Consider the following 24,224-nt stretch of genomic DNA (forward strand, 5'->3'; position numbering starts at 1 on the left):
GCCCCGTGGGGACGCAGCCGCAATGGGAAAGGCGCAACTGCCTGAAAGTCACGCGTGCCCGCCTTCGTGAACGAGGCATGAAACACCTCCTCCTGCTCCTCATCGCCCTCTGCACGGTGCTCCACGCGGCCGAACGTCCGAATGTCGTCGTGATCCTGAGCGATGACTACGGCTGGGGCAGCGTCGGCTGCTACGGCGCGAACCCGGAGCTGGTGAGCACGCCGAACCTCGACCGCCTCGCGAAAGAGGGCCGTCGCTTCACGGATGCGAACACAACGTCATCGGTGTGCTCGCCCACGCGTTACTCGATGATGACGGGGCGCTACTGCTGGCGCACCTCGCTCATCAGCGAGGTTTTGAGCACCGTGGCGCCGCTGCACATCGAGACAACTCGGCTGACGATGGCCTCGATGCTCAAATCGCAGGGCTACAACTGCGCGGCGGTCGGCAAGTGGCATCTCGGCTACGGCACCGCAGAGCGTTGCGATTACACGAAAGAGTTGAAGCCTGGACCGCTCGAAATCGGCTTCGATTACCACTTTGGCGTGCCGAGCAATCATGGCGACATGGCCGGTGTGTATGTCGAAAACCACTGGGTGCTCGGTTTGAACAAGGAAAGCCCGTCACAGCCGAGTCCGCCGTATGTCACGATGGGTCAGCAGAAGGGCAAACCGACCAAAACGCTCGATTTGAACGCGCCGAAGCGTGTCGATGAAAACGTGATGGAGACGCTCACGGACAAGATCGTGAACTGGATCGGCCAGCAGAGCGCCGAGAAGCCTTTCTTCGTCTATTTCACGCCCGTGGCCGTGCACAACCCAATCACTCCGTCGAAGGCGACGGCGGGCAAAAGCAAAGGCGGGCCGTTTTGCGACTTCATCAGCGATCTCGACCTCAGCGTGGGCCGCGTGCTCGATGTGCTGGAGCAAAAAGGCTTCGCCAAGGACACGCTGGTCATCTTCACGAGCGACAACGGCGGCGTGAACAAGCCGGAGAATGCCAACCTCGTGCAAACCGATGCGCAGAAGGCCGGCTTGAAGCCCGTCGGCCCCTTCCGCGGTGGCAAACACGATGTGTGGGAAGGCGGCTTCCGTGTGCCTTACCTCGTGCGCTGGCCCGGTCATGTGCCTGCGGGCACGGTGTGCGATGAAACGATCAGCATCGTCGATACGCTGGCGAGCGTGGCCAAAATCACCGGCTATGACTTGCCCAAGGTCAGCGAAGGCGCGGAGGACAGCCACGACATCTCGAAAGCGTGGCTAGGCGAAAAGTATGAAGGCTCGCTGCGGCCGGATGTCATCGTCCACAGCGCCGATGGGGTGTTTGCGATCCGCAAAGCCGGCCAGAAATGGATCGAGGGCGTTCCGGCGGATGACGTGAAGCCTGCGGCGAAGAAAGCGCATGCCTCACAGCATCAGCGCATGCTCTATGACCTGAAAAACGACCTCGCGGAGGAGAAGGAAATCTCCGCGGCGCATCCGGAGGTGGTCAAAGAACTCGAAGCGCTGCTCAATCGCTATCGCGATGGTGGCTACAGCCGCGAACTGCCTCCCGCAGGCTTGAAGCCGAAGGCCGAGTTTGAGCCGCTGCCGCCGCTGAAGAATGCGGAGGCGGTCGATTTGAAAACATTCAAATCCTCCCAAGGTAAGGAAGCATGGACAGCCCGTGATGACGCCATGTTTGGCAGGGCAGGCGCGAAGGGCAGCGCGCTTACCGGACCGTTCACGATACAGGACGGTGTTCTGGAGTTCGAAATCCGTCTAGGCGAGGCGGATCGTCACTCGCTGCGGATTCACACGGCCGACAATGCGCACAGCTTCCGCGTCGTGCTTTCCAAGGCCTTCATCGACATCGCCAAAAACCCTGGGAAAGGCGAATCCTCTGACCAGACGGTGCCCTTGGGCAAAAGCCGCGTGAAATTCAAATCCGGCGAGTGGCAGACGCTACGCCTGACCTTCCAGGGAGACGAACTCACGGCCCAGTTCGCCGGAACGACCACCAAGTCGAAGCACGCGGTTTTTGCCGAAACAAAGACCCAGCTAAACTTCATCGCCTTCGATGGCGAGGTGGGCGTGCGGAAGGTCATCACGGGCAACCGGCCGTAAAAACGGTCAATAAAGCAGGAAGCCGATCTCGCTGTCGGTGAACTGCGAGGAGTCCTCCACCGCGAGAAGTGCCTCGGTCTGGTAGGCGGTCTCCCACGGTGTCTCGGCGGCGGGCAGCAACGGCAGTTCCTCCACCGGCACGACCGCTTTCCCCACGATCTGCGACGTGGTTTCCGGCTGCGTTTGCAGCACGGCCACGGTCAGGGCGATGGCGGCGGTCACACCGGCGGCAAAGGCCCACTTTCCAGCGGGATTCATCGCTTCCGTCCACCAGGCGCGGACAGCAGCCAGCCAGCCATGATCCTGCGGAGTCTGACGGGCGGCGCGGACGACGTTTTGCGTGAAATTGGAACGCACCTCAATCTTGCGGGCCTGGGCCAGCAGCTTCGTGAGAGGATCTTGGGGCGAGAACGGTTCCATGATGTCAAAAAAACCGCCTCAGCGGCCTGAAGTTGCAAAATTTCTCAGCCTGGCGGCCATTCGAGGCTGCGCCCGGCCAGGAGGTGAACATGCAAGTGCGGCACGGACTCGCCCGCGTCCCTGCCGTGGTTGATCACGAGCCGGAAACCCTTGCTGCGGTCCGTGACGCCGAGCTTTTCGGCGATTTTGCCCGCCGCGAGCAGCAATGCGCCCAGCGTCGCCTGATCTTCAGCCCCCGCCTCGCCCACACGCGGGATGAGCTTCTTGGGAACGATCAAAACATGCGTTGGCGCCTGCGGATTGATGTCGTTGAACGCAGCCACCAGATCGTCCTCGTAAACAAGCGGAGCCGGGATTTCGCGATCGATGATTTTTTGGAAAATGGTCTTCTCAGACATGGCGGATTAACGGAAAAGCTCGGGCTGACGCCCGTCGCGTGGACGACGTTCGCCGAGACTCTTGATCTCGTCGATGAACTCGCCCACGTCCTCAAACTGGCGATAAACGGAGGCGTAGCGCACATAGGCCACATGGTCGATGGCCTCCAGGCGGCGCATGACTTTCGCGCCGATCACGGTGGAGGGGATTTCGCGGTAGCCTTCCTCTTCCAGCTCATTGGCGATGTCATCCACGAGCTGTTCGAGCTGCTCCATCTTCACCGGGCGCTTCTCGCAGGACTTGCGCACACCTCCCAGGAGCTTGTCGCGGTTGAAGTTCTCGCGGGCACCGTTGCGCTTCACCACCCGCAGCTCCTCGCGCTCGACGATCTCATAGGTGGTGAAACGAAAGTCGCACTTCATGCACTCCCGGCGGCGTCGGATGGCATGACCTTCCCTCGCCTCGCGGGAGTCGATCACTTTGTCCTGGGAACTGCCGCATTTGGGGCAACGCATGGTCTTTGGGGAGCGGAATGTGCTTTCTCGCAGGCGCTTAGGCAAGTTCCTTCGTCGTTCGGCTCGTCCTTCGCAGCACTGGCAAAGAAGGAGCTTTGCGCGCCCATTTTCGCGTTTATCGTTACAACGCATGTCCCGCATCATCCTCGGCGTCACCGGTTCCATCGCAGCCTACAAGGCGGCGGACCTCGCCAGCCAGCTCACCAAGGCCGGCCATCGCGTGACATGCGTGCTGACGAAGTCCGCGCTCGAATTCGTCACGCCGCTCACTTTGAGCACGTTGTCGAAGAGTCCTGTCATCACCGATCTCTTCGCGGAAAAAGAAGGCTGGCAGCCCGGTCACATCCAGCTCGCCGACGAGGCCGACCTGCTCCTCATCGCTCCCGCCAGCGCGAACGTGCTCGCCTCCATGGCCCACGGCTTCGCCAACGACGCCCTCACGGCCATCGCGCTCGCCACCCGTGCGCCCATCTTGATTGCTCCGGCCATGAACGGCAAAATGTGGCAGCATCCTGCCACGCTGAAGAACGTCGAGACCCTGCGCGGCTACGGTGCCCGATTCGTCGAGCCCGCCGAAGGCCTGCTCGCCTGCGGCTACGAAGGAGTGGGACGACTGGCGGAGCTTGAGACGATCTTAATGGCCGTCGAGACCGTGCTCAGCGCGAAGAAGTGACGCGCTTCAGCCATTCTCGCGCCTTTTCACGCGCCGGGCTTGGCCGCAACGTCCAGGCGTCGTTGTGATTGCGGAAGCCGGTACTTAGGAAGGTAAGATCGGCATTCGGGAGCAGTGGGCGGAGGTATTGCTCGGTTTGTTGGGCGTTCGAACCCTCGCCGCAGATGAATTGCGGGCGGTTGCCGAGGCGTTGAAGGCGGGTGAGTGCGGATTCACGATCGGAGTCGGGGTAGGGCCACTTGTGCACGCCGTCGTAATGACTGTAGGCAAAGAAGGCGCACCAGAGCTTCGCGGTTTCGTCGTCGTGGAGGCCGAGGTAGTTGCACGCGATGGCACCACGCGAAAAGCCGGCGAGCACGAGCTTGGATTCATCGCCGCTGAAGTCGTGGCAGATGTTCTTCACGGTCTCGCGGAGGTGTTTGAGAGTAGGCTGAGGATCGTAAGCGGGTTTGTCTCCCCACCATGTGATGGCGATTTGATCGCCTTTGGCATTTAAATAGGGCACGCAGAGCCAAATGAAGCCTTTTCCGCCGGAGAGGCCGTAGCCGAGGTTGCTGCCTTCGGGCAAGCCGGTGCTCACATCGCCGAACTTGTTCGTGTAGCGGCCGTTTCCGGCGAGTTCGACGATCACTGGCCATTTGGTGTTGGCTTTCCAATCCGTGGGCAGGTAGAGCACATTGATGCCGAGGCGGACGCGTTTGCCTGCGGCGGGCTTGTCCTCGCTCAAGGCGGGCACTTCGAGATCGGGCGGCACGCTGCGGATGTCCGGAAGCTCGTCGGCGATCAGCAGCGAGGGAAGGAGGAGGGCGACGAGCAGTGTTTTCATTTCAAAGGCACGCTCCAAAGATGGCCGCCGGAGGTGATGAAGAGTGTTTTGCCGTCTTTGCCGCCAAAAGCGCAGTTGCAGCACTCGTCGGGCGCGGTGGGGATGAAGTCGATGAGCCTGCCGGAGGACGAAAGAATGTAGCAGCCGGCCTTGAAGTGGTTCGTTTCGTATTCCGTGGCCTTGTTCGTGCCTGCGGCGATGTAGATGCGTCCTGCGGCATCCATCTTCATGCCATCGGGGCCTCGGCCATCCTTCCAGTCGAAGATGACTTTCCGTGTGCCGGGCTTCACATCGCCATTCTTATCCAGTGCGTAGCGCAGCAGCTTTCGTGAGCCGCCGTGGGTGTTGTTATTGTTGTCGGCGATGTATAGAAAACTGTCGTCTGGTGAGATGAGGATGCCGTTGGGACGCTCCGCACCTTCACAGAGGATGCGGGTGACTTGGCCCGGCGATTCAATGCGATAGACGCCTTCGACTGGAGTGAACTTCCGCTGAACTATTTCACCTTTGTCATAATACTCGCTCAACTCATTGTCTGTCGGACGAAGCTCCACAATCTCCATGCCCTCCCTCGATCCATAGCGCGGATCGGTGAAGTAGATGCGACCCTTGGAGTCCATGCTGAGATCGTTGGGCGTGTTGAAGCGCTTCCCACGGAAGCGATCTGCCAGCACGGTGATGCTGCCGTCTTTTTCCGTGCGGGTGACGCGGCGCAGGCCGGACTCGCAGGCGACGAGGCGGCCTTCGCGATCAAAGAGCAGGCCGTTGGAGGCGTTGTGGCGGAAGACGGTCGTTTTGCCATCCGGGCCCAGACGGTTGATGTGCTTGCCATCGGTGAAGTAGAGCGAGCCATCTTTCCAAGCCGGTCCTTCGCCCGCGCCGATGGGTCCGTGGTCTTTCGGCACCGCACCGGGCACGATGGGTGAGCGCAGAGACGAGCAGGAGGCCAAAACGAGAATGACGGCGATGCCGGAGAGTGAGCGGAGGTGCATGAAGCGCATGAATACGACGTGGGATGGAAAATTTCAGCGACACATCGAACCCGCCGCGTTTTCTTGCCGCACATGCGCCTGAAACTCCTGTTTTCGATCTCCTGGCTTTGTGCCGTCACGCTGCACGCTCAAACGAGCGTGCCACCCCCAGCGCGGGAGCTGCGCGGGTCGTGGATCGCAACAGTGCGGAACATCAACTGGCCTTCGGAGCCAGGGCTGCCGGTGGTGAAGCAGAAGCAGCAGTTACTCACGCTGATCGAATCCGCAGCGAATGTGGGACTGAACGCGCTCATCTTCCAAGTCCGCCCGGCGGGCGATGCGATGTATGCCTCGGAGATTGAGCCGTGGTCGCCGTTTTTGACCGGGGAGATGGGCAAATCGCCGGGCTGGGACCCGCTAGAGTTCGTGGTGACGGAGGCGCATAAGCGCGGGATGGAGCTGCATGCGTGGTTCAACCCCTACCGGGCGCTGGCGGGTGAAAAGCACGCGCCGAGCGCCACGCACATGCGCCGGGCGCACCCGGAGTGGACGATGAAATACAGCATCGACTGGTGGATGAACCCCGGCGTGCCGGAAGTGAGGCAGCAGGCCGTGGCGGTGATGCTGGACGTGACGCGGCGCTACGACGTGGATGGCATTCACATCGACGATTACTTTTATCCGTATCCGATCACCGACTCAGCGAAGAAGAAGATCGAGTTTCCCGACAGCGGCACTTATGCGCGCTACAAGACCGCCGGTGGCACGCTGGAACTCACGGCTTGGCGCAGGCAAAACGTGGATCAGACCGTGCAGGCCACCTACGAGGGCATCAAGGCGATCAAACGGCATGTGAAGTTCGGCATCAGCCCGTTTGGTCTGTGGCGGCCGAATCATCCCGAAGGCACGGGCGGCGGACTCGATCCGTATGAGGATCTGGGCGCGGACTCGAAGAAGTGGCTGCAGCAGGGCTGGGTGGATTACTTCACGCCGCAGCTCTACTGGACGATCGACCGTCCGAAGCTCGGCTTCATCACCTACTACGACTGGTGGCTGGAGCAGAACACGCAGGGCCGCCACATCTGGCCGGGGATGTACACCTCGAAAATCGGCGATGACCGCAATGCGGGCGAGATTCTGCGTCAGATGAGTGTTTTGCGCGAGCGCGGCCTGAAAATGACGCCGGGGCACTTCCATTGGAATTTCGACTCGCTGCACAAAAACCTCGGCAAGATCGGGACTTACACGAAGGAGCGTGCTTACACGACGCATGCGATCCCGCCCGCATCGCCATGGCTGAGTCAATCGACGCTGCCGGCCCCCGTCGTTGGCAAAATCACGCCGGGAGGCAAGCTGACCGTGGCCTGGCAGCACAGCGATGTGCGCTGGATGTCGCAGACACGCTGGTGGGTGATGCAGGCGCAGATCAACGGCAAGTGGATCACAGTGGAGACTTATTTCAAAGACCAGCTCAGCGACGAATGGCCTGACAACGCCACCGCCGTCGCGATTCGGGCCGCAGGGTTCAGCTGGGAGGTCGGCGAGGCGGGTGTGGTGGTGAGGTAATCACCTTCTTGTCACAGCTCACAAAGGACCGCATGTTGCCGCCATGAGACCGAGGACGTTTGAAATCCGTGGATGGCCCGCCGTGCTGATGCTGGGCGTGTTTGCGGTCGTGGCCGTCGGGATCATCGCGCTGCTGGTCATGGTCGGCGCGGCGGTGGCTGTCGCAGGACTGGCGATTTCGGCCGTCGCGGCGTTGTATTACGCGGTGAGGCGCAAACTGACGCAAAGCACCAAGAGGGGGGACTGGAGCGTCGAGAACCCGGCTTCAGAGCAGACTTCGCTGGTCGTGCGGGAGATTGAAGTCGAGGTGCTGCCGCAGAAGGAGCGCTGATGCCGCCTCACGCGCAATACTCGCGAAACAAACCGCCCATCATGCAGCCGAGCTGGTTTCCTGGCGCGAAGTGGCCGCGGGTGTAGAGGACGATCGCGTAGGGTGTGCCGCGGTGGTAGAAGAACAGCGATTCATGGTCCCACTCGCCGTAGTTGCCGGTCTTGCCGCCGATGTAGGTGATGCTGGCGGGCATGACCCAGCGGCCTAGGCCGTATTGATCACGACGCATCGCCTCGAGCAGCAGCTCGCAGCCGTAGTCGAGCCGGTAGTTCACGCAGCGCTCGTAAAATTCGGCGTAGAAGCGCGGTGACTGCCAGTTGTTGATGATCTCGACATTGGGGAGGTTGTATTTCCATTCGAAGGCGCGCTCATCCGCCTGATTCACGCGGGCGAGGAGCTGGAACCATGAGGCGTTGATGCTCTGGTCACAGGCATGGACGATGTGCTGGAATTCATCGCGCGTGAGATTGCCGCGACGTTTTTCGAGCAGGACGGCGGCGACGGCGGGTTTCGGCATGGAGCCGCCGACGAAGAGCTTGTCGGCCTGGAATTCGGCGAGGTAGCGGCCGGTGGCGAGGTTTTTCACGGCGTAACCGATGCGGGGATCACGTTTGTGCGTGCGATAGACGTATTCCATGCCGGAGGTGAAAGGTCTGCCGTGCGCGGAATGAGAGCGGAAGCGCAAACGTGCCCCGGAGGCAAGGAAGCGGTTGTGATATTCCCACTGCGCGCGCGTTTTGCGCGCGGACCAGCCGAGCGCCGCCGTGGGCGATGCCACACAGCTGGCGAGCAGCGCGGGCAATGCCGCCAAACCCCGTCGCAACCAGGCGCGGCGCGTCTCCGCAGGCGATGTGGGAACTTGTTCGGGCATCGGCGGAAAAATTGTCCGCCCTGGTCTGCCGCCGCCAGAGGGAATGTGTGAGAAGTTTGTGCCACCGGGTCAAAAAAGAAGGGACGCCTCGCGGCGTCCCTTCGTGGGTGATCGTGATGTGTGGCAGATCGCGGAATTACTGGCCGCCGGGGCGCCATTCTTCGGTGGCGAACTTGAAAGCCTGCTCCAGGCCGACGAGGTCGGTGCTGGGGCGCAGGGCTTCGAACGCGGCGCTTTCCTTCTGGATGTCGGCCTCACTGTAGTTCATGGCCTTGATGGAGAGGCCGATGCGGCGCTCCACCTTGTCCACCTTGATGACACGGGCTTCGACTTCGTCGCCCACGTTGAGCTTGTCCTTGACCTTCTCGATGCGGTCCTCGCTGATCTGCGAGATGTGCACGAGACCGTCGATGTCGTCTTCGAGCTCCACGAAGGCACCAAAGCTGGCGATCTTCGCGACGCGGCCCTTGACGATGTCGCCCACCTTGAAGCGGGTGTCGATGATGGACCACGGGTCGGTGTCGAGCTGCTTCATGCCGAGGCTGATGCGCTGGTTGGCCTTGTCGATGCCGAGAACGACGGCGTCCACTTCCTGGCCCTTCTTGAGCAGTTCGGACGGATGGTTGATCTTGCGTGTCCAGCTGAGGTCGGAGACGTGGATCATGCCGTCGATGCCTTCCTCCAGCTCCACGAAAGCGCCGTAAGCGGTGAGGTTGCGGACCGGACGCTTGAGCTGCGTGCCGATCGGATAACGGGTGTCGATATCGTCCCAAGGATTGGCTTCGAGCTGGCGGACGCCAAGGCTGATCTTGCGCTCCTCCTTGTTGATGCCAAGAACGACGGCGTTGATCTCCTGACCGACAGAGAGAACATCCGACGGACGGGCGATGCGCTTCGTCCAGGACAGTTCGGAGACGTGGATGAGGCCTTCGACGCCTTCCTCCACTTCCACGAAGGCACCATAAGCGACGAGCTTGGTGACCTTGCCGCGGACATTCTGGCCCACGGGGTAGCGACCTTCGATGTTTTCCCACGGGTTGTTCTGAAGCTGCTTGAGGCCGAGGGAGACACGCTCCTTCTCGCGATTGACCTCGAGGATCTGGACTTCGATCTTCTGACCGATGCCAAGCATCTCGGAAGGATGGTTGAGGCGGCCCCAGGACATGTCTGTGATGTGAAGGAGACCGTCCATGCCGTTGAGATCGACGAACGCACCGAAGTCGGTGATGTTCTTGACGATACCGATGACCTTGTCGCCCGGCGTGACGCCGTCGAGGAACTTCTGGCGCTGCTCGGCGCGCTCGGCCTCGATGACCTCGCGGCGGGAGAGGACGATGTTTTTGCGCTCGTCGTTGATCTTGACGATCTTGAACTCGAACACCTTGCCGACGTACTCGTTGAGATCCTTCGGCGGGATGATGTCGATCTGGCTGCCGGGAAGGAAGGCTTCGACGCCGACATTGACCATGAGGCCGCCTTTGACGACGCTCTTGACCTTGCCCTTGACGAGGCCGCCGTCCTTGAACACGGCGTAAATTTTCTCCCAGTTCTGACGATGGGCGGCCTTCTCCTTGGAGAGCACGACCATGCCTTCGTCGTTTTCGAGGCGTTCGAGGAGGACTTCGACCTCATCGCCGACCTGGATGTCTTCATCTTCGAACTCGTTGGCGGGGATGGCCCCTTCGGACTTGTAGCCGATATCGACGAGGATGACCTGCGGTTTGATTTCGAGGATCTTGCCTTTGACAATGGATCCTTCGGAGAGCTCGCGGAAAGAACCTGCGATCAGGTCGGCGAGCGTAGCGGTTGCGTTCATTTAACTTAACGGGTTGGGAGCGTTGGGTGGGAACCACTCATGCATCTCCGCTCCGGAGGCGCACGGTGGGCTTTCGTCCCGCAGCACCAAAGGGCGCCCGGACAAGAGGGCCGGGATAGTCGGGGAAGATCGGGGTTTGGCAAGGAAGAAGACGGGGAAAATGCCCCCCGGCAGCCCTTCCTCGGGGCGGCTGGAAGTTCCTACTTTGCAAAGCGTGATCCCGGCCTCCATTCACCCGCATGCCTTCCTCTCCCATCCGTGTCACCATTTGGAACGAGTTCGTCCACGAGCGCCAAAACCCGGTGGTGGCCTCGATTTACCCAAAGGGCATCCACGGGCTGCTGGCGGAGGTTTTGGGGAAACACGACGATTTCACCATCCGCACGGCGACGCTCGATGAGCCGGAGCAGGGCGTGTCGCAGGCCGTTCTCGATGAAACGGACGTTTTGCTGTGGTGGGGGCATGCGGCGCACGATCAGGTGCTGGATGCAACGGTGACTCGCGTGCAGCAGCGTGTGCTGGCGGGCATGGGGCTGATCGTTTTGCACTCCGGGCACTGGTCGAAGCTCTTCAAGCGGCTCATGGGCACGAGCTGCGCGCTGTGCTGGCGTGAGGCGGGCGAGCGCGAGCGTGTGTGGGTGGTGAATCCGGGCCATCCCATCGCGGCTGGGCTGGGTGACTGCATCGAAATCGAGCAATCGGAGATGTATGGCGAGCCTTTCGGCATCCCGGAGCCGGACGAGCTGATCTTTGTGTCCTGGTTCCAAGGCGGCGAGGTCTTCCGCAGCGGCGCGACGTGGACACGCGGCAGCGGCCGCATCTTCTACTTCAGCCCAGGGCATGAGGTGTATCCCATCTACCATCATCCCGAAGTGCAGCGCGTGATCGCCAATGGCATCCGCTGGGCGCGGCCGCTGGGCCGGCCGGCGAACACGCCACGCCCCGTGCCGGTGGAGCAGGCGCGCGAGAAGATCAGCGTCCGCGGCGGGACGGTGCACGATGCGGAGGGGAAACTGGCCGGCCAGTGAGCTGGAGCGCGAAGCAAAGTGGCCGTCACGCTCCGCGTGACGAGCTGGGCGTGTCGCCGGCGAGGTAAACTCGGCGTTATGCGAGGCTTTGTTCTGCTGGCGAGGGCGCTGTGCTCATCTCGCGGAGCGAGATGGCTACTGTCTGGTGATGTTTGCCCGTCCTCCACGCAGGACGTATTTTTGAATCTTCCCGGTCGCTGTCTTCGGCAGTTCGGTGATGAACTCGAAACCGTGCGGCACCTTGAAGTGGGCAAGGTGCTCACGGCAGAAAAGCCGCAGCGCTTCCGGCGTGGACTCGGCACCGGGCTTCAGGACGACGAAGGCCTGCGGCGTTTCGCCCCATTTTTCGTGCGGCAGGCCGACGACGGCGGCTTCCTGCACGGCGGGGTGGCGCAGCAGCACGCCTTCGACCTCGACGGAGGAGATGTTTTCGCCGCCACTGATGATGATGTCCTTCCAACGGTCACGGATCTCGATGTAGCCGTCCGGATGCACCACGGCGGCGTCGCCGCTGTGGAACCAGCCATCGCGGATGGCCTTCGCCGTGGCGGCGGGGTCGTTGTAGTAGCCTTTCATCACCGCATTCCCACGGATGACGATCTCTCCCATCGTCGCGCCGTCCTGCGCGACCTCGCGGCCCTCATCATCGACGACGCGCACCTCGGCGTTCCCGAGATATTCGACGCCCTGGCGTGCTTTGATCACGGCACGCACCGCAGGATTCAAGGACGCATGCTCAGGTCGCACCTCGCTGATGGTCACGATGGGTGAAACCTCCGTCAGGCCGTAAACATGCGTGATTTCCCAGCCGAGCTCGCCTTCCACGCGCTCGATCGTGGCCGCGGCGGGCGGGGCGCCGGCGGTGAAGACACGCACGCCGCGCGGGGTGCCCTGGCGCACATCTGCAGGCGCGTTGGCGATGCTGATGAGCACGGTGGGCGCGGCGCAGAGTAGCGAGACGCCTTCGCGCTTGATGGTGTCAAAGATGAGCCGGGGATCGGCCTTCGGAATGCAGACGTGGCGGCCGCCGACGGCGGTGATCGTCCAAACGAAGCACCAGCCGTTCGCGTGAAACATGGGCAGCACCCACAGATAACGATCCGCCGCCGTGATGCGCGTGTGCATGAGATGGCCCATGATGTTCAGCGCGGTGTTGCGATGCGTGACCATCACGCCCTTCGGGTTCGCCGTGGTGCCGCTGGTGTAGTTCAGCGCGATCATTTCCGTCTCGACGACCTCCGCCGGAGTGAATTCGGTCGTCGCAGCCGCCAGCAGGGCCTCGTAGCCGCTCCAACCGGCCTTTTCGCCCGACAAGGCGATGAAATGCTCCACGCCCGGCACCTGGTCGCGGATCGAATCCACCGCATCGAGGTAATCCGCATGCACGCACACGACCTTCGCGCCGCTGTGCTTCAGGATGTAGGCAAAGTCGGCCGCAGTGAGGCGAAAATTGATCGGCACGATCACCGCCCCGATCTGCGGCACCGCGTAAAACGCCTCCAGATGCGCATGCGTGTTCGGCGCGATGGTCGCGACACGTTCACCGGCCTTCACGCCGAGTTTTTGCAACGCCGACGACCAGCGGTCGCAGCGCTCGAAGAACTCGCGATACGTCAGCCGCACACGGCCATCCACCACAGCCTCGCGGTCGGCATAAAGTCGGCGGGCACGGCGGGCGAAGTCGAGAGGCGAAAGCGGCGTTTCCATGGCAGGGAGACGCGGAGGCTAGCCGATGGGCGTGGTGAAAAGCGAGAGAAAAGCTGCGGAACAGGCCAGTGTGCTTTGGCTTAACTTCAAAGCTGAAGCAACCGCTGGAATTTGCAGCGATGGTCATTTACTGTGGGACGAACATCGCCGAAGAGATAGTCATTCGCAAACTTCAGAATGGAATGTCGTCATCCTCTGAAATGGTTTTGCGTCTCCGCTTTGGTTTCGGTTCAGGTGGAGAAGCGTTGATGACACCTGAAAAGTCGATAGCGAGCGGGCCCCTCACTCGAGCAATAAATGTTGCTAAAAGTTCGGCTGCCTGACGAAGTTCAACTGCAATATCCAAGAGGTCATCCAGAGAGGTGTCCTCCCACTGATAGACGAGGCCTTTCTTTAGTTTCGCTGAGATCTTGTAACGAATTTGGACGGCAGTGAGGTCATCGCTGGTCTGGAGGTAAGCAGAGTGGATTGCGCGGTTTCGGCGTTGTTCGGCAGCGGCTGCCTGAGCTATAATTTCGTTCAGTCCTTCGAGGAGGCTGGGCTTCCGTGTGCGTTGTCTGAACAACGCGTCAACCAGTGTCAGGAGCTTTGAGAACGATAGATGCGCCGTGACAGCCTGGCCAATTCGCTGATCCTTCCCCATCAGGCCCCAGGCGAATACCGACATGTAGAACTCCAGGCGCTGGAAATGGCGGGTGATTAGCCCCAGCGCATAATCGGAGTTCATTGTTATTGCCGACATATCACGGGAATTGGCCTAACTAGTTGATGAGAGACAAATCAGGCGAGTAAGTAAACCGCGTTATAACCGACAATTTTGTCGATTGCCAACGGGGTTTCGGCTTCATGGATGTCGATTTTGACGCGTAGGTGCATCATATCCAACAGAACTGTCGGTTTGCACTCACATGCGCGTCATCATCGACTGTGGAATATGACCGGGAAAACGTCCCGTGGTTGTCTCCAACCATCCCAACAAAAAGCCACGGAACTGACAAAGCAGTTCCGTGGCTGAACCTGGATTCAGGTTTTGGGGGGAAGGATCAGGCGGCGCGGCCTTCGATGCTGGCCACCATCTTGCGGATGTGCGGGGCCTTGTAGGCGCGTGGCTTCAGGATGGCGAGGCTCTTCTCAAACGAGCCCCAGCAGATGACCTGGATGGTCACGCGGCGGGTGCCCCAGCGGTTCATGGCGCCGAAGGACGGCTTGTAGAGGTCGATCGTCTTCGTGCCAACGAGCGCGGAGCCGTAGTCGTCCACGACGTAGAGCGAGGGATCGCCCTGGATCTGGAAGACGGTGCCGACGGGGTAGATGGACCAGTCGGCGGCGGCGCTGCGGATCTGGCCGTGACGGAGCGGGGTGCCCACGGCGGTGCGGGCTCCGTACTCGATGTGATCGCTCTCGTCGTGGGTGTAGGCGGTGGTTTTGACGCCGACGATGACCTGGCCTGGAGTGCCGGCAGGCGTTGTGGCTTGGGGTTGGGGGTCAGCCGCCGAAGCGGTGATGGCGCACAAGGCTGCGAGGCACAGAAGGATGGATCGGTTCAATCAATGGTTGGGGTTGTTGGGTCGCGCCTCTCCGGATGGGGGGCCCGGGCGAGGGGGCGCGCATCCTGTCGAGTTCGCCGGGGCTGTCAAACCGGGGGTTTGTAGGCCAAACGACCTCAAAAACACGCCTCACTGGGCTCCCAGGGCTGAATTCTGCGCCATCGGGGCACTTTGGCGGCCAAACTCAACGAAGTACGTCCCCCAACCTGACCCCGGCGTCCGCACCCTGGAGTGACACAGGTGGGCCAGAAAAAAGTGCGGTGAATGCCTCGAAACGGAGGTCTTTCAGGCGGCCTGAAGCTGAAAAAAGGCGCCTGCGCTACTGGATCGGCGAGAAATCCGTCGCCTTCATATAAACGCTCTTCACGCCCTCGGCCTGCGGCTGGATGGTCAGGGGACCGCCGTTGGCCTCCTCGCTGGCGGCTTTGGCTTTGATCCATTCTGGATCGGCCCGGAAGGCCGTGAAGGAGGCGAGGCCCGCCTCCTTGCTGGCGTGGGAGAGGATGTAGATGAGCTTCGTGCCCGCTCCCTTGTTCGCATCCACCGGCACCCAGTAGGCGAGGTGGCTCATGCCGTGCTTGCTGAACAACTTCATCGTATGATCGCGAAAACGGGCGTGCAGCGCGTCGAGTTTCCCCTCCGGCGTGGTGTAGGTGCGCATCTCAAACACACGCGGCTTGTCCCCCTTCGCGATGGCGAGCGGCGGGGAGTAATCCGTGGTCGTCATGAAGATGGACTCGATTTTGGCGACGATCTTGCCGTTCGCCTCGCTGGCCTTCGCGGCGGCCTGCCATTCGGGATCAGCGCCGAAGGCCTTGAAGCTCGCCTTCGCGGCGTCGCGGCTTTTGTGTTCGAGGATGTAGATCAGCGTGGTCTTGGAGCCGTTTTCCTCATCCACCGGCACCCAGTACCCGACGTTCTTCATGCCGTGCTTTTCAAACAGCTTGCAGGTGTGGTCGCGGAAGCGGGCCAGCAGCGCGTCGAGCTTCCCCTCTTGGCAGGTGTAGATGCGCAGTTCATACACTGGCGAATCCGCAGCGTGAACCAGGGAGGAGAACAGACCGCAGACGGCAAGGGCGAGAAAAGTGAGGCGCTTCATGGTGGCGTGAACAAACGCCGGCACGATGACGGCTTTTCACCTGGCCTGAGAATTGACTCCACGGTCTGAACCTAGCCCGAAAAATACGATTTTGGCCCTACTCCGGCTTCCTCCGGCATTCGTCATTGATTCCCGTCTTCCTGCGCCCATAGATGGCGGCTCCAAATCCCCCCTTTCCCATGCCCAAATTCATCGAAATGCCCAAACTCAGCGACACCATGACCGAGGGAACCCTCGCCAAATGGACGGTCAAAGAGGGGGACAAGATCGCCGTCGGCAAGGCCATCGCGGACATCGAGACCGACAAGGCCACCATGGAATACGCCAGCCCCTTTGAAGGCGTGCTGCACAAGGTCATCGTCCAGGCTGGCCAAAAAGTGCCCCTGAACGCCCCCCTCGCCGTCATGCTGGATGAGGACGAGGTCGCACCCGAGAACTTGGATGAGTTGATTGCCAATGCCCAGGCTCTTGCAGCTCCCACCCCGGCCGCAGAGAAAAAACCCGCCGCCAGCGCCTCGAAGGCCGCCTCGGCCGGTCCGCGCCTCCCGCAGGCTCCGCAGCACAAAACCCGCGCCGCCGCCGGTGGTGCCGCGCTGCGTGTGAAAGCCTCTCCTTTGGCCAAAAAGATCGCCGCCGAGCGCGGAGTCGATCTGAATGCCCTCATCGGCACCGGCCCTGGCGGACGTGTCGTTCGTGCTGATGTCGAAAACGCCCCTGCGGGCGGTGCTGGAGCCCGTGTGGCCGCTACCCCGGCCATCCGCCCCACCTTTGGCCCCGAGGACGAACGCGTCGCCACCTCCACGATGCGCAACATCATCGCCGAGCGCCTGCTGGCCTCGAAGACGCAGATCCCGCACTTCTACCTCCAGATGGAAGTCGATGCCGGACCGCTCATGGAATTCCGCGCCCATCTGAACGCCACCAGCGAAAAGACCGGCGGCAACAAATACACCGTCAACGACTTCATCCTGAAGTCCGTCATCCGCGCCGCCCAGGCCCAGCCTGCGATCAATGCCGCGTGGGATGGCGATGCCATCGTGAAATTCAAATCCGTCGGCCTCAGTGTCGCCATCGCCATCGATGACGGCCTCGTCACGCCGGTCATCAAGCAGGCGGAAAAGAAAACGCTGCTCGAAATCAGCCAGAGCGTCAAAGACCTCGCCGGCAAGGCCAAGAACAAGAAGCTCAGCCCCGATGACTTCGCCGGCGGCACGATCACCGTCTCGAACCTCGGTGCGTATGGCATCGACCAGTTCGCCGCCATCATCAATCCGCCGCAGGCCGCCATCGTGGCCATCGGCAGTATCCGCAACGTGCCCGTCGTGAACGACAAAGGTCAGATCGTGGCCGGTCAGCGCATGTGGGTCGGCCTCAGCGGCGACCACCGCGTCGTCGATGGTGCCGTCGCCGCCACCTTCCTCGCGGAAATGCGCAAGCTGCTCGAGAATCCGGCGCTAATGCTGGTGTGACTACCGGTTCGGCCCCTCAGGCAACACCAGAACCACCGCGAGCCCGCCACCTTCTCGATTCCGTACCGTCACGGTACCGCCGCAAGCTTCGATGCAGCGTTTGGTGATGGCGAGGCCGAGGCCGCTGCCGCCGGTGGTGCGGCCGCGGGCGGCTTCGGGACGGTAGAAGGGTTCAAAGAGACGTGAAAGGGCTTCTTCGGGCACTCCGGGGCCGCGGTCGGCGATTTCGATGATGACGCGGCCATTTTCGGCTTTGGCGGTGATTTCGAGGTCTTTGGCGTAGCGGATGGCGTTGCGCACGACGTTGCCGATGCCGCGATCGAGGGCGTTTCGGAGGCTGTGGAGCTTGATGTCGCCGATTTCGAGTTTGATGCCGTTTTCGGGGGCTTCGCGGGCGAGGATGTTTTGGAGCAATTCGCGCAAATCGATGTCTTCGGGCGTTTCGCGGTCGGGGATGGTTTCGGCCTTCGAGAAGGCGAGAACCTCTTCGACGAGTTTGGCCATGTGCTGGAGTTCGCGGTCGAGTTTTTGCAGGTAGGTGGTTTGATCGGGCGTGCTGCGCTGCTCCACCACGCCGAGGGCCATCTGCATTCTCGCGATGGGGCTGCAAAGCTCGTGCGCGACATCGGCGGTGATGCGTTTTTGCTCGCGCATGTAGTCGCCGAGCTGCGCGGCCATGGTGTTCACGGAGGTGGAGAGCTCGCCAAGCTCATCGCTGCGTTGTTTTTCGATGCGCTCGTCGAATTTGCCATGCGCGATGCGGCCGGCGGCATGGTTGAGCGTGCCGATGAAGCCGGTGATGCCGCGCACGAAGGGCATCCAGAGCAGCGCCGAAAGCACGAGCGCCGCGGCGGCGAGTGCGAGCCAGGGCCAGAGATCCAAGAAGAGGCCGCCGCCGCTGATGGTGTCTGAAACCATGACCAGCGTGAGCGCCGTGCCGCCTTGCGGAACGAGGTCGAGATGCACGCCGGCCCAGTAACGAGCAGGTTGACCAGCACGCAGCATGAAGCGCGGCTTCGGCGGTGCATCGGCGGGGCGTTTGGAGACGGGGCCGGGCTGGCGGCGGTTGAGTTGCTCGCCCGGCGGACGGCGGTCGATGAGCCTGGGCATGACCTCGGCGGGCGGGGTGATGTTTTTGCCAAAGACCTGCTGACCCTGGTTGTTGAAGAGGCCGAAGGTGACGCCGTGTTTTTGATCATAGTCGCTCAAACGCGCGGGCCATTCGCTTTCAGCGAGACGAGAAAATTCGAAGGTGATGGTCTCGCCGATGGCGGAGATGCGATCACCTGGTTCGCCGGAGAGCATCCAGTCGAGACCGAGGCGGAACTGTGCTTTGAGGAAGAAAAAGAAGAGCAACGCCAGCACGGCGAGGTTCAGGGCGAACCACGATAGGATCTTGCCGTAAAGCGGTAGGCGCACGCGGCTCATCGGGAGGGAGTCACGAGTTGATAGCCATAACCACGCACGGTTTTGATGAAGCGCGGCTCCTTCGGATCATCGCCGAGTTTTTTGCGGAGCGTGGAGATGTGCATGTCGATGGCGCGGTCAAAGACATCCCACTCGCGGTCGGCGACCTCTTCGATGAGCTGCTCGCGAGTTTTGACTCGGCCATGGGCCTTCGCGAGGGACAAAAGAAGACCGAACTCCGCTGGCGTGAGCTGCACGGGCTGGTCGCCGAGGATGACATCGTGCGTTTCGGGATTGATGCGCAGCTCGCCGATGACGAGTTCTTTGACGGGGGCTTGCGGAGCTGTCTCAGCGATCCAGCCGGTGCGGCGAAGCAAGGCGCGGAGGCGGGCGAGCAACTCGCGAGAGGAAAACGTCTTCGGCAGGTAGTCGTCGGCACCGAGTTCGAGGCCGACGATGCGGTCCACCTCCTCGCCGCGGCCGGTGAGCATCATGACGGGCACCTTCGATTTTGCACGGATGCGGCGGAGCACCTCAAAGCCATCGCAGCCGGGCATCATCACATCGAGGATGATCGCGGCCCAGGCCTCGGAGGTGGCGCGTTCGGCTCCGCGCTCACCATCGTGCTCCATTTCGACCTCGAAACCCATGGGCTTCAAGTAATCGGCCACGAGCTGGCAGAGCTCGGTGTCGTCGTCGATGATGAGGAGTCGCATGGCGGAGTGTGATGCAGACCGTCCTGTCTGCACGGCTCTTTACACAATCCCGACAAAAACGCCGATCAAAATCGCGCCGCTTCGCGCCGTAGTGTGCGCATGTTTCGATTTGGCCTTTTCCTGCTTCCCATCATCGTCTCCGCCGCCGAGCTCATGGTGGGGCCTGCTGGCTTCAAGACGATTGGCGAGGGAGTCGCGGCACTCAAACCAGGCGACACGCTCACGATCATGCCCGGCGAATATCAAGAGCATGTCGCGGCAACGCTCGCGGGCACGGCGGAGGCGCCGATCACGATTCGGGCGTGGCGGGCGGGGAGTGTGGTGTTGCGTGGGGATGTGGATTTGAGCGGATTCAAGCCTGCGCCGGGGCTGCGGCATGTTTTTGTGACTGAAATGAAGCAGAAGGCGGAGTCGGTGTTTGAGCGCAGCACGCTTCGCACGCTGGAGCCGAAGATGAACGCGGCGGAGGTGGAGACTTCGTTGATGAGCTGCTTTCAGGATGAGGAGCGCGGCCTGCTGTATGTTCACACGTCCGATTCGCTGCCGCCGGAGTGTCATGCGATGGGGGCGTCGGTCACGAATGCGAATGGACTGCTGCTCACGAGTGCAAAGCATGTGATCATCGACGGGCTGGCCTTCACGGGCTTCAGCCATCGCGATTACGATGCGCAGCATGGATCGCGCACGCGCTGGGGGCTGATGTTGAAGGACGCGGAGCACTGCACAGTGCGGCGCTGCGTGTCGTATCTGAACAGCGGCGGCCTACACCTGCTCGGCGGCGGCAGCGGATGCGTGGTGGAGGACTGCGAGGCCTTCGGCAACTGGTCGCGGCATGTCGATATCGGCAACAACATCGTCGGCTGGGGCGTGGCGGGCTGCACTTTTCGTCGTAATCAAGTCGAGGGACACATGCCGGATGCCAGCACGAGCCGGAATGACATCACGTTTTACAGCGGCGGCCTCGGATGTGTGATGGAGGACAATCTCGCGATCAACGCGAGTGTGATGATCAAAGGCGAGCTGAAGGATGCCGTGCAGCGCGGCAATGTGGGCATCGGGCGGAAGTTTTACCGTCCGCCGGGCGCGGAGAACATCGAACTGCCCGCAGGCCCCACCGCGGCGGACGCGGCGAAGTATGCGGACGTGCTGAACCATGACTACCGCACGGAGAATGTCTCATTTGTGTCGCCCAATGGCGATGACGCGAATCCAGGCACGAAAGCGAAGCCGTGGAAGACGCTTCAGCGGGCCGCGCAGGCCACAGGCACGGTTTATCTCATGGGCGGCGAGTATGACGAAGTGCTCGCTCCGGCTGCGAAGGCGGATTTTCGTCGTCACGGGCATGATCGCGTCGTGCTGCGTCGAGTCGAGTTGAGCGGCAAAAGCGAGGTGAAGCTGCATGGACTGCAAATTCGTGAACCGATGGTCGTTTCGGGCTGCGAGAGGCTCAAATTGGAGTTTTGCGTGCTCGGCGGCCTGCGTGTCGAAAACTCGCCCGCGCTGCATTTTGCACACAACTGGCTTCGCGGCCCGCTGGAGGTCGAAAGGTCGCCTGGAGGCAGTTTTGTGTCGAACGTCCTTCAGCAGCGCCGCATGGATGCGATGTCGCAAACCGGCCTGTGGACGCATTCAAACGTCGAAACGGCACCGGAAAGCGATGTGCTGGCCGATGATTCGCCTTTGATCGGTCGTGGACTGCACGGCTCGACCATCGGGCCGTTTTTGCGGCTCCAAGTGACGCGACCGCTGCCCATCGATCCGGTCGTGGTGCATGATGTGACCGACACGACGGCCACGATCGAGTGGAGCACGCCCACGCAGGCCGCGGAGACGATGCTGGAGTGGGGCGGGGCAAAAATCGAGACACCTCGCGGCAGCACGCACAGCGTCAGCATGGCCGGGTTGAAGCAGGGCACGGCTTACGAGTTCCGCGTCACCTCGCGGCGAAAGGATGAGCAGCGCGTGTTTGCCACGCACCAGCCTCCGCCGACGACGAGCGCCGGCGATTATCCGCCGCAAAGCGTCACCACCGCTGCGAAACGAGCCGCCGCACGCACGCTGCGAGTGCCAGAGGAGTTTCTCACGATCCAGGCGGCGGCCGATGCCGCGCTAGCGGGCGACACGGTCGTCATTCGCGGCGGTGTGTATGAGGAAACGGTGCGTTTGCGAAGCAGCGGTGACGAGGGCGCGCCCATCACCTTCACCGCCGCGCCCGGCGAGCAGGTGTGGATGGATGGCAGCCAGCGCTTCCGCGCGAATGCCTTCATCATTCCGCACAAGCATCACATCATCCTCGATGGCCTGCGCTTTCGTCATTTCCGCTTCGCGCCGGAGCTGGGGTCCATCGTGCAGTTCACCGGCGGCTCGCGACACATTGTGCGGCGCTGTTTTCACGATGGACGCGAGCTTGAGGGCTATGTAGGCACGCTCATCAGCGCCACGCGCACGACGGACATGCTCGTGGAAAACTGCGTCTTCATCGGCGGCATGAACGAGGGACTCTCCGCCGCGAACTGCCCGGACTTCACCGTGCGGCACTGCGTGTTCTTCAACAACTCGCTGCGCTGCCTCACCGTGCACATGGAAAAGCCGGACACGCTCTTCCACGCGCATCACAACCTCTTCATCGACAGCATCCCCTCGAAGGTGAAGAACGCGCTGCTCCGCGTGTGGCACGCCGACGCGCTCCGCGCCGATCACAATGTCTATTTCACCCGCATCCCCGGCGAGGAGCGTCACCTCGTCGAGACCGCGCACATCCACGGCCAGCAAGTCGGCCACGCAGACCCCGCGACCTATCGCGGCGAGAATCTCGTGCTCGCCGACGTGCGTGCGAAGCTCTCGCAGGACTCCAACAGCCGCACCGGCAATCCCGGCCTGCCCGCCGTCGCCCAGCTCGTTCCGCGCAACGACGGCGAAAACCCCGCCTGGCGCCAAATCGAGAGCGAATGGCGCAAACTCGAGCTGCACCGCGATGGCGACACCTTTGCCCCGCTCGATTTCAAAGACTTCATCCCTGCCGCTGACAATCCGCTGAGCAAGGCGAGCGACGGCAAGCCGGTGGGCTTGGAGATTCAGAAGTAGGCAATAGAATGGGGGCAGGAGAATTTGAGAATCAGAAACTCAGATCAGAAAATTCTACTGCCCCCATTCTATTGCCTGTAAGTCTGGTGGTGAAAGCCGTGCAAACATCTCCTGCGGCAAGATGAAGGCATGACTCTCGCGTATTGATTTTCTCTTCGTGCTCATGACCTTCACTCCCTCGTTCATCTTCGCGCTGCTCTTGGTTTCATTCGCGGCGGTCCAAGCTGATCCGGTCAGCGTCACCGACCGCAGCGTCGTCTTCAAACACACGCACACCGATGCCAAGGCATCGGACAACTCCTCCGGCTACAACCTCGGGCCGAGTGTCGCGGTGCTGCCGGATGGGCGGGTGATGGTGGTTTGGTTCTCCGCGCCGAGCGAAGGGGCCGCGTCGCAGCGGATCATGCAGGCGTTTTCATCGGATCAAGGCCGCACCTGGGGCGTGGCGAGCGTGTTGCAGGACTTTGAGGGCCGGCCTGACTTCGATCCGGTGTTGCTGGTGGCAGGCAAGGAGACGTTTTTGTTCTTCTCGTCGTTCGATCCGCAGCTCGACATCTATGTGCGCCGCAGTCATGACTCGGGCGTGAGCTGGTCAGAGCCGCAGAAGCTGAATCAACCGAACCACACCACGCGCTCCAACGGCATCCAGCTCACCACCGGCGAGTTGCTCGTGCCGCTGCATCTGCGCGGCACTAAGGCCGGCGGCGTCATGAAATCGAGCGATGGCGGCACCACCTGGAAGCGCTTTGGCCAGGTCGCGAATCCCGAAGGCCAGGGCGGCGAGCCCACCATCGCCGAGATGCCATCGGGAGCCGTTCACATGCTTTTGCGCACCAAAGACGGCCAGCTCTGGCGCTCCATCAGCCGCGACAAAGGCGAAACGTGGAGCGCCGCGGAGAAGACCGGCCTCACCGCCACCTCCAGCGCCTCTCATCTGCTCTGCACACGCTCCGGCACGCTCATCGTCACGCACAATCCCGGCCCCGTGCCCCTGCGCTTCCCCCTGCACCTGCGCCTCTCACGAGACGAAGGCATCACCTGGAGCGCCCCCATCCTGCTGGCCGACCGCCCCACCAAAACACCCGGCTGGTCGATCTGCTACCCCACCCTCACCGAACTGCCCGATGGCACAGTCCTCGCCATCTGGTCCCAAGTGAAAAGCACCTCCACCGATCTGTATGGCGACATCCATTCCGCGCGGCTGAAGCTATAGGTGGATGGCACTTTGCAAGGGAGACGAAGCAAGCCTGCTCGGGAAGCATCTTGACGCACTACAGACAGAGCCGAATAATTTTCTCCAATGACCAAGACGCAGATACAACGACCCGATACGTCGGTGCCTCCAAATGGCACTGGGCCATCGCGTGCCGAAGAGATGAAGTGGAAGCCGCCGTCCTCCAGCAACGTCGGCTGGAAAGGCTTGAGCGCGGTTCAGCTTCGCGATGCTGCCTTTGCCGACCCCGATCCGCGCTTTCGGCGTGACGGAGTTCGCAACAGCGAACGTGAAGGATTTCGACGGGTTTGGGTTCAAGAAGGTGTGGAATCCCCTTCCGACCACATGAGTCATTCCATCTAGGGCGTGTTTTAAAATTGTACAGATAGAGCAACTGGTGTAGCGAGAAGAATGGAATTACATCCAAGCTATCAGTTGGCGGTGCCCAAGCTGGCCCGTGTTATAAGAGCCATAGATTCCTA

At 61.6% G+C, this 24,224-nt stretch carries 21 protein-coding genes; 8 read left to right on the forward strand and 13 right to left on the reverse strand.

Translation table 11 applies throughout. The annotated features are described in order from the left end of the window. Positions 1-77 precede the first annotated feature (77 nt). Positions 78-2,105, forward strand: coding sequence for an arylsulfatase (locus tag ACILSE_RS20380; RefSeq protein WP_395719283.1), 2,028 nt, complete (start codon positions 78-80; stop codon positions 2,103-2,105). A 6-nt stretch (positions 2,106-2,111) separates the two neighbouring features. On the opposite strand, the gene ACILSE_RS20385 is transcribed toward ACILSE_RS20380, so the two are convergent. Genes ACILSE_RS20385 through nrdR form a run of 3 tightly spaced genes read right to left on the reverse strand, consistent with a single transcriptional unit; the run spans position 2,112 to position 3,418 of the window. Then, positions 2,112-2,525, reverse strand: coding sequence for a hypothetical protein (locus ACILSE_RS20385; protein ID WP_395719284.1), 414 nt, complete (start codon positions 2,523-2,525; stop codon positions 2,112-2,114). 44 nt (positions 2,526-2,569) lie between these two features. After that, positions 2,570-2,923 (reverse strand): histidine triad nucleotide-binding protein, encoded by a 354-nt coding sequence (locus ACILSE_RS20390; RefSeq protein WP_395719285.1) that lies wholly within the window; start codon positions 2,921-2,923, stop codon positions 2,570-2,572. Positions 2,924-2,929: 6 nt separating this feature from the next. Further along, a complete protein-coding gene (gene nrdR, locus ACILSE_RS20395) occupies positions 2,930-3,418 on the reverse strand; it encodes a transcriptional regulator NrdR (protein ID WP_395719286.1) in 489 nt (162 codons plus the stop codon). Positions 3,419-3,548: 130 nt separating this feature from the next. Here nrdR and ACILSE_RS20400 point away from each other — a divergent pair, with 130 nt between their 5' ends. Beyond that, on the forward strand, positions 3,549-4,091 hold the full coding sequence (locus ACILSE_RS20400; protein ID WP_395719287.1) for a flavoprotein: 543 nt from the start codon (positions 3,549-3,551) through the stop codon (positions 4,089-4,091). On the opposite strand, the gene ACILSE_RS20405 is transcribed toward ACILSE_RS20400, so the two are convergent. Continuing rightward, on the reverse strand, positions 4,075-4,917 hold the full coding sequence (locus ACILSE_RS20405) for a hypothetical protein (protein WP_395719288.1): 843 nt from the start codon (positions 4,915-4,917) through the stop codon (positions 4,075-4,077). The two genes, ACILSE_RS20400 and ACILSE_RS20405, sit on opposite strands and share 17 nt — an antisense overlap. After that, the gene (locus tag ACILSE_RS20410) at positions 4,914-5,909 is read right to left on the reverse strand and encodes an SMP-30/gluconolactonase/LRE family protein (protein WP_395719289.1); all 996 of its coding nucleotides are present in this window, start codon (positions 5,907-5,909) and stop codon (positions 4,914-4,916) included. The genes ACILSE_RS20405 and ACILSE_RS20410 overlap by 4 nt, the downstream gene beginning before the upstream one ends. Before the next feature lie 72 nt (positions 5,910-5,981). Here ACILSE_RS20410 and ACILSE_RS20415 point away from each other — a divergent pair, with 72 nt between their 5' ends. Both ACILSE_RS20415 and ACILSE_RS20420 read left to right on the forward strand, forming a co-directional pair. Beyond that, on the forward strand, positions 5,982-7,454 hold the full coding sequence (locus ACILSE_RS20415) for a glycoside hydrolase family 10 protein (RefSeq protein ID WP_395719290.1): 1,473 nt from the start codon (positions 5,982-5,984) through the stop codon (positions 7,452-7,454). Between the two features lie 43 nt (positions 7,455-7,497). After that, on the forward strand, positions 7,498-7,785 hold the full coding sequence (locus tag ACILSE_RS20420; RefSeq protein ID WP_395719291.1) for a hypothetical protein: 288 nt from the start codon (positions 7,498-7,500) through the stop codon (positions 7,783-7,785). Positions 7,786-7,792: 7 nt separating this feature from the next. Here ACILSE_RS20420 and ACILSE_RS20425 read toward each other — a convergent pair whose 3' ends face one another. Next, entirely contained in the window at positions 7,793-8,656 is an 864-nt protein-coding gene (locus ACILSE_RS20425; protein ID WP_395719292.1) for a hypothetical protein, read from the reverse strand. 136 nt (positions 8,657-8,792) lie between these two features. Next, positions 8,793-10,472, reverse strand: a complete 1,680-nt coding sequence (locus ACILSE_RS20430; protein ID WP_395719293.1) for a 30S ribosomal protein S1 — start codon at positions 10,470-10,472, stop codon at positions 8,793-8,795. A gap of 239 nt (positions 10,473-10,711) precedes the next feature. Here ACILSE_RS20430 and ACILSE_RS20435 point away from each other — a divergent pair, with 239 nt between their 5' ends. Next, entirely contained in the window at positions 10,712-11,500 is a 789-nt protein-coding gene (locus tag ACILSE_RS20435) for a ThuA domain-containing protein (protein WP_395719294.1), read from the forward strand. A 135-nt stretch (positions 11,501-11,635) separates the two neighbouring features. Here ACILSE_RS20435 and ACILSE_RS20440 read toward each other — a convergent pair whose 3' ends face one another. From ACILSE_RS20440 to ACILSE_RS20455, 4 genes are all read right to left on the reverse strand, one after another. Next, entirely contained in the window at positions 11,636-13,207 is a 1,572-nt protein-coding gene (locus ACILSE_RS20440) for a long-chain-fatty-acid--CoA ligase (RefSeq protein ID WP_395719295.1), read from the reverse strand. A 172-nt stretch (positions 13,208-13,379) separates the two neighbouring features. Beyond that, positions 13,380-13,934, reverse strand: coding sequence for a hypothetical protein (locus ACILSE_RS20445; protein ID WP_395719296.1), 555 nt, complete (start codon positions 13,932-13,934; stop codon positions 13,380-13,382). A 316-nt stretch (positions 13,935-14,250) separates the two neighbouring features. After that, a complete protein-coding gene (locus ACILSE_RS20450; RefSeq protein WP_395719297.1) occupies positions 14,251-14,754 on the reverse strand; it encodes a 3D domain-containing protein in 504 nt (167 codons plus the stop codon). Positions 14,755-15,073: 319 nt separating this feature from the next. Beyond that, positions 15,074-15,853, reverse strand: coding sequence for an NIPSNAP family protein (locus tag ACILSE_RS20455; RefSeq protein ID WP_395719298.1), 780 nt, complete (start codon positions 15,851-15,853; stop codon positions 15,074-15,076). Between the two features lie 179 nt (positions 15,854-16,032). Between ACILSE_RS20455 and ACILSE_RS20460 the strand changes: the two genes are divergently transcribed. Next, positions 16,033-17,322, forward strand: a complete 1,290-nt coding sequence (locus ACILSE_RS20460) for a dihydrolipoamide acetyltransferase family protein (protein WP_395719299.1) — start codon at positions 16,033-16,035, stop codon at positions 17,320-17,322. Here ACILSE_RS20460 and ACILSE_RS20465 read toward each other — a convergent pair whose 3' ends face one another. Both ACILSE_RS20465 and ACILSE_RS20470 read right to left on the reverse strand, forming a co-directional pair. Then, the gene (locus ACILSE_RS20465; protein ID WP_395719300.1) at positions 17,323-18,750 is read right to left on the reverse strand and encodes an ATP-binding protein; all 1,428 of its coding nucleotides are present in this window, start codon (positions 18,748-18,750) and stop codon (positions 17,323-17,325) included. Further along, the gene (locus tag ACILSE_RS20470) at positions 18,747-19,445 is read right to left on the reverse strand and encodes a response regulator transcription factor (RefSeq protein ID WP_395719301.1); all 699 of its coding nucleotides are present in this window, start codon (positions 19,443-19,445) and stop codon (positions 18,747-18,749) included. Before ACILSE_RS20470 ends, ACILSE_RS20465 begins: the two co-directional genes overlap by 4 nt. Before the next feature lie 99 nt (positions 19,446-19,544). On the opposite strand from ACILSE_RS20470, the gene ACILSE_RS20475 reads away from it, so the two are divergent. Both ACILSE_RS20475 and ACILSE_RS20480 read left to right on the forward strand, forming a co-directional pair. Then, the gene (locus tag ACILSE_RS20475; RefSeq protein WP_395719302.1) at positions 19,545-22,529 is read left to right on the forward strand and encodes a hypothetical protein; all 2,985 of its coding nucleotides are present in this window, start codon (positions 19,545-19,547) and stop codon (positions 22,527-22,529) included. 163 nt (positions 22,530-22,692) lie between these two features. Further along, entirely contained in the window at positions 22,693-23,742 is a 1,050-nt protein-coding gene (locus tag ACILSE_RS20480) for a sialidase family protein (protein WP_395719303.1), read from the forward strand. The last annotated feature ends 482 nt before the right edge of the window (positions 23,743-24,224 follow it).

Origin of the sequence: Prosthecobacter sp., assembly GCF_044236155.1 — a bacterium.
GTDB lineage: Bacteria > Verrucomicrobiota > Verrucomicrobiia > Verrucomicrobiales > Verrucomicrobiaceae > Prosthecobacter.

Excerpts from the sequence above, each read along its gene's own strand:
- ACILSE_RS20380 (WP_395719283.1), top strand. The coding sequence starts at position 78 with ATGAAACACCTCCTCCTGCTCCTCATCGCCCTCTGCACGGTGCTCCAC.
- ACILSE_RS20385 (WP_395719284.1), bottom strand. The coding sequence starts at position 2,525 with ATGGAACCGTTCTCGCCCCAAGATCCTCTCACGAAGCTGCTGGCCCAG.
- ACILSE_RS20390 (WP_395719285.1), bottom strand. The coding sequence starts at position 2,923 with ATGTCTGAGAAGACCATTTTCCAAAAAATCATCGATCGCGAAATCCCG.
- nrdR (WP_395719286.1), bottom strand. The coding sequence starts at position 3,418 with ATGCGTTGCCCCAAATGCGGCAGTTCCCAGGACAAAGTGATCGACTCC.
- ACILSE_RS20400 (WP_395719287.1), top strand. The coding sequence starts at position 3,549 with ATGTCCCGCATCATCCTCGGCGTCACCGGTTCCATCGCAGCCTACAAG.
- ACILSE_RS20405 (WP_395719288.1), bottom strand. The coding sequence starts at position 4,917 with ATGAAAACACTGCTCGTCGCCCTCCTCCTTCCCTCGCTGCTGATCGCC.
- ACILSE_RS20410 (WP_395719289.1), bottom strand. The coding sequence starts at position 5,909 with ATGCACCTCCGCTCACTCTCCGGCATCGCCGTCATTCTCGTTTTGGCC.
- ACILSE_RS20415 (WP_395719290.1), top strand. The coding sequence starts at position 5,982 with ATGCGCCTGAAACTCCTGTTTTCGATCTCCTGGCTTTGTGCCGTCACG.
- ACILSE_RS20420 (WP_395719291.1), top strand. The coding sequence starts at position 7,498 with ATGAGACCGAGGACGTTTGAAATCCGTGGATGGCCCGCCGTGCTGATG.
- ACILSE_RS20425 (WP_395719292.1), bottom strand. The coding sequence starts at position 8,656 with ATGCCCGAACAAGTTCCCACATCGCCTGCGGAGACGCGCCGCGCCTGG.
- ACILSE_RS20430 (WP_395719293.1), bottom strand. The coding sequence starts at position 10,472 with ATGAACGCAACCGCTACGCTCGCCGACCTGATCGCAGGTTCTTTCCGC.
- ACILSE_RS20435 (WP_395719294.1), top strand. The coding sequence starts at position 10,712 with ATGCCTTCCTCTCCCATCCGTGTCACCATTTGGAACGAGTTCGTCCAC.
- ACILSE_RS20440 (WP_395719295.1), bottom strand. The coding sequence starts at position 13,207 with ATGGAAACGCCGCTTTCGCCTCTCGACTTCGCCCGCCGTGCCCGCCGA.
- ACILSE_RS20445 (WP_395719296.1), bottom strand. The coding sequence starts at position 13,934 with ATGAACTCCGATTATGCGCTGGGGCTAATCACCCGCCATTTCCAGCGC.
- ACILSE_RS20455 (WP_395719298.1), bottom strand. The coding sequence starts at position 15,853 with ATGAAGCGCCTCACTTTTCTCGCCCTTGCCGTCTGCGGTCTGTTCTCC.
- ACILSE_RS20460 (WP_395719299.1), top strand. The coding sequence starts at position 16,033 with ATGCCCAAATTCATCGAAATGCCCAAACTCAGCGACACCATGACCGAG.
- ACILSE_RS20465 (WP_395719300.1), bottom strand. The coding sequence starts at position 18,750 with ATGAGCCGCGTGCGCCTACCGCTTTACGGCAAGATCCTATCGTGGTTC.
- ACILSE_RS20470 (WP_395719301.1), bottom strand. The coding sequence starts at position 19,445 with ATGCGACTCCTCATCATCGACGACGACACCGAGCTCTGCCAGCTCGTG.
- ACILSE_RS20475 (WP_395719302.1), top strand. The coding sequence starts at position 19,545 with ATGTTTCGATTTGGCCTTTTCCTGCTTCCCATCATCGTCTCCGCCGCC.
- ACILSE_RS20480 (WP_395719303.1), top strand. The coding sequence starts at position 22,693 with ATGACCTTCACTCCCTCGTTCATCTTCGCGCTGCTCTTGGTTTCATTC.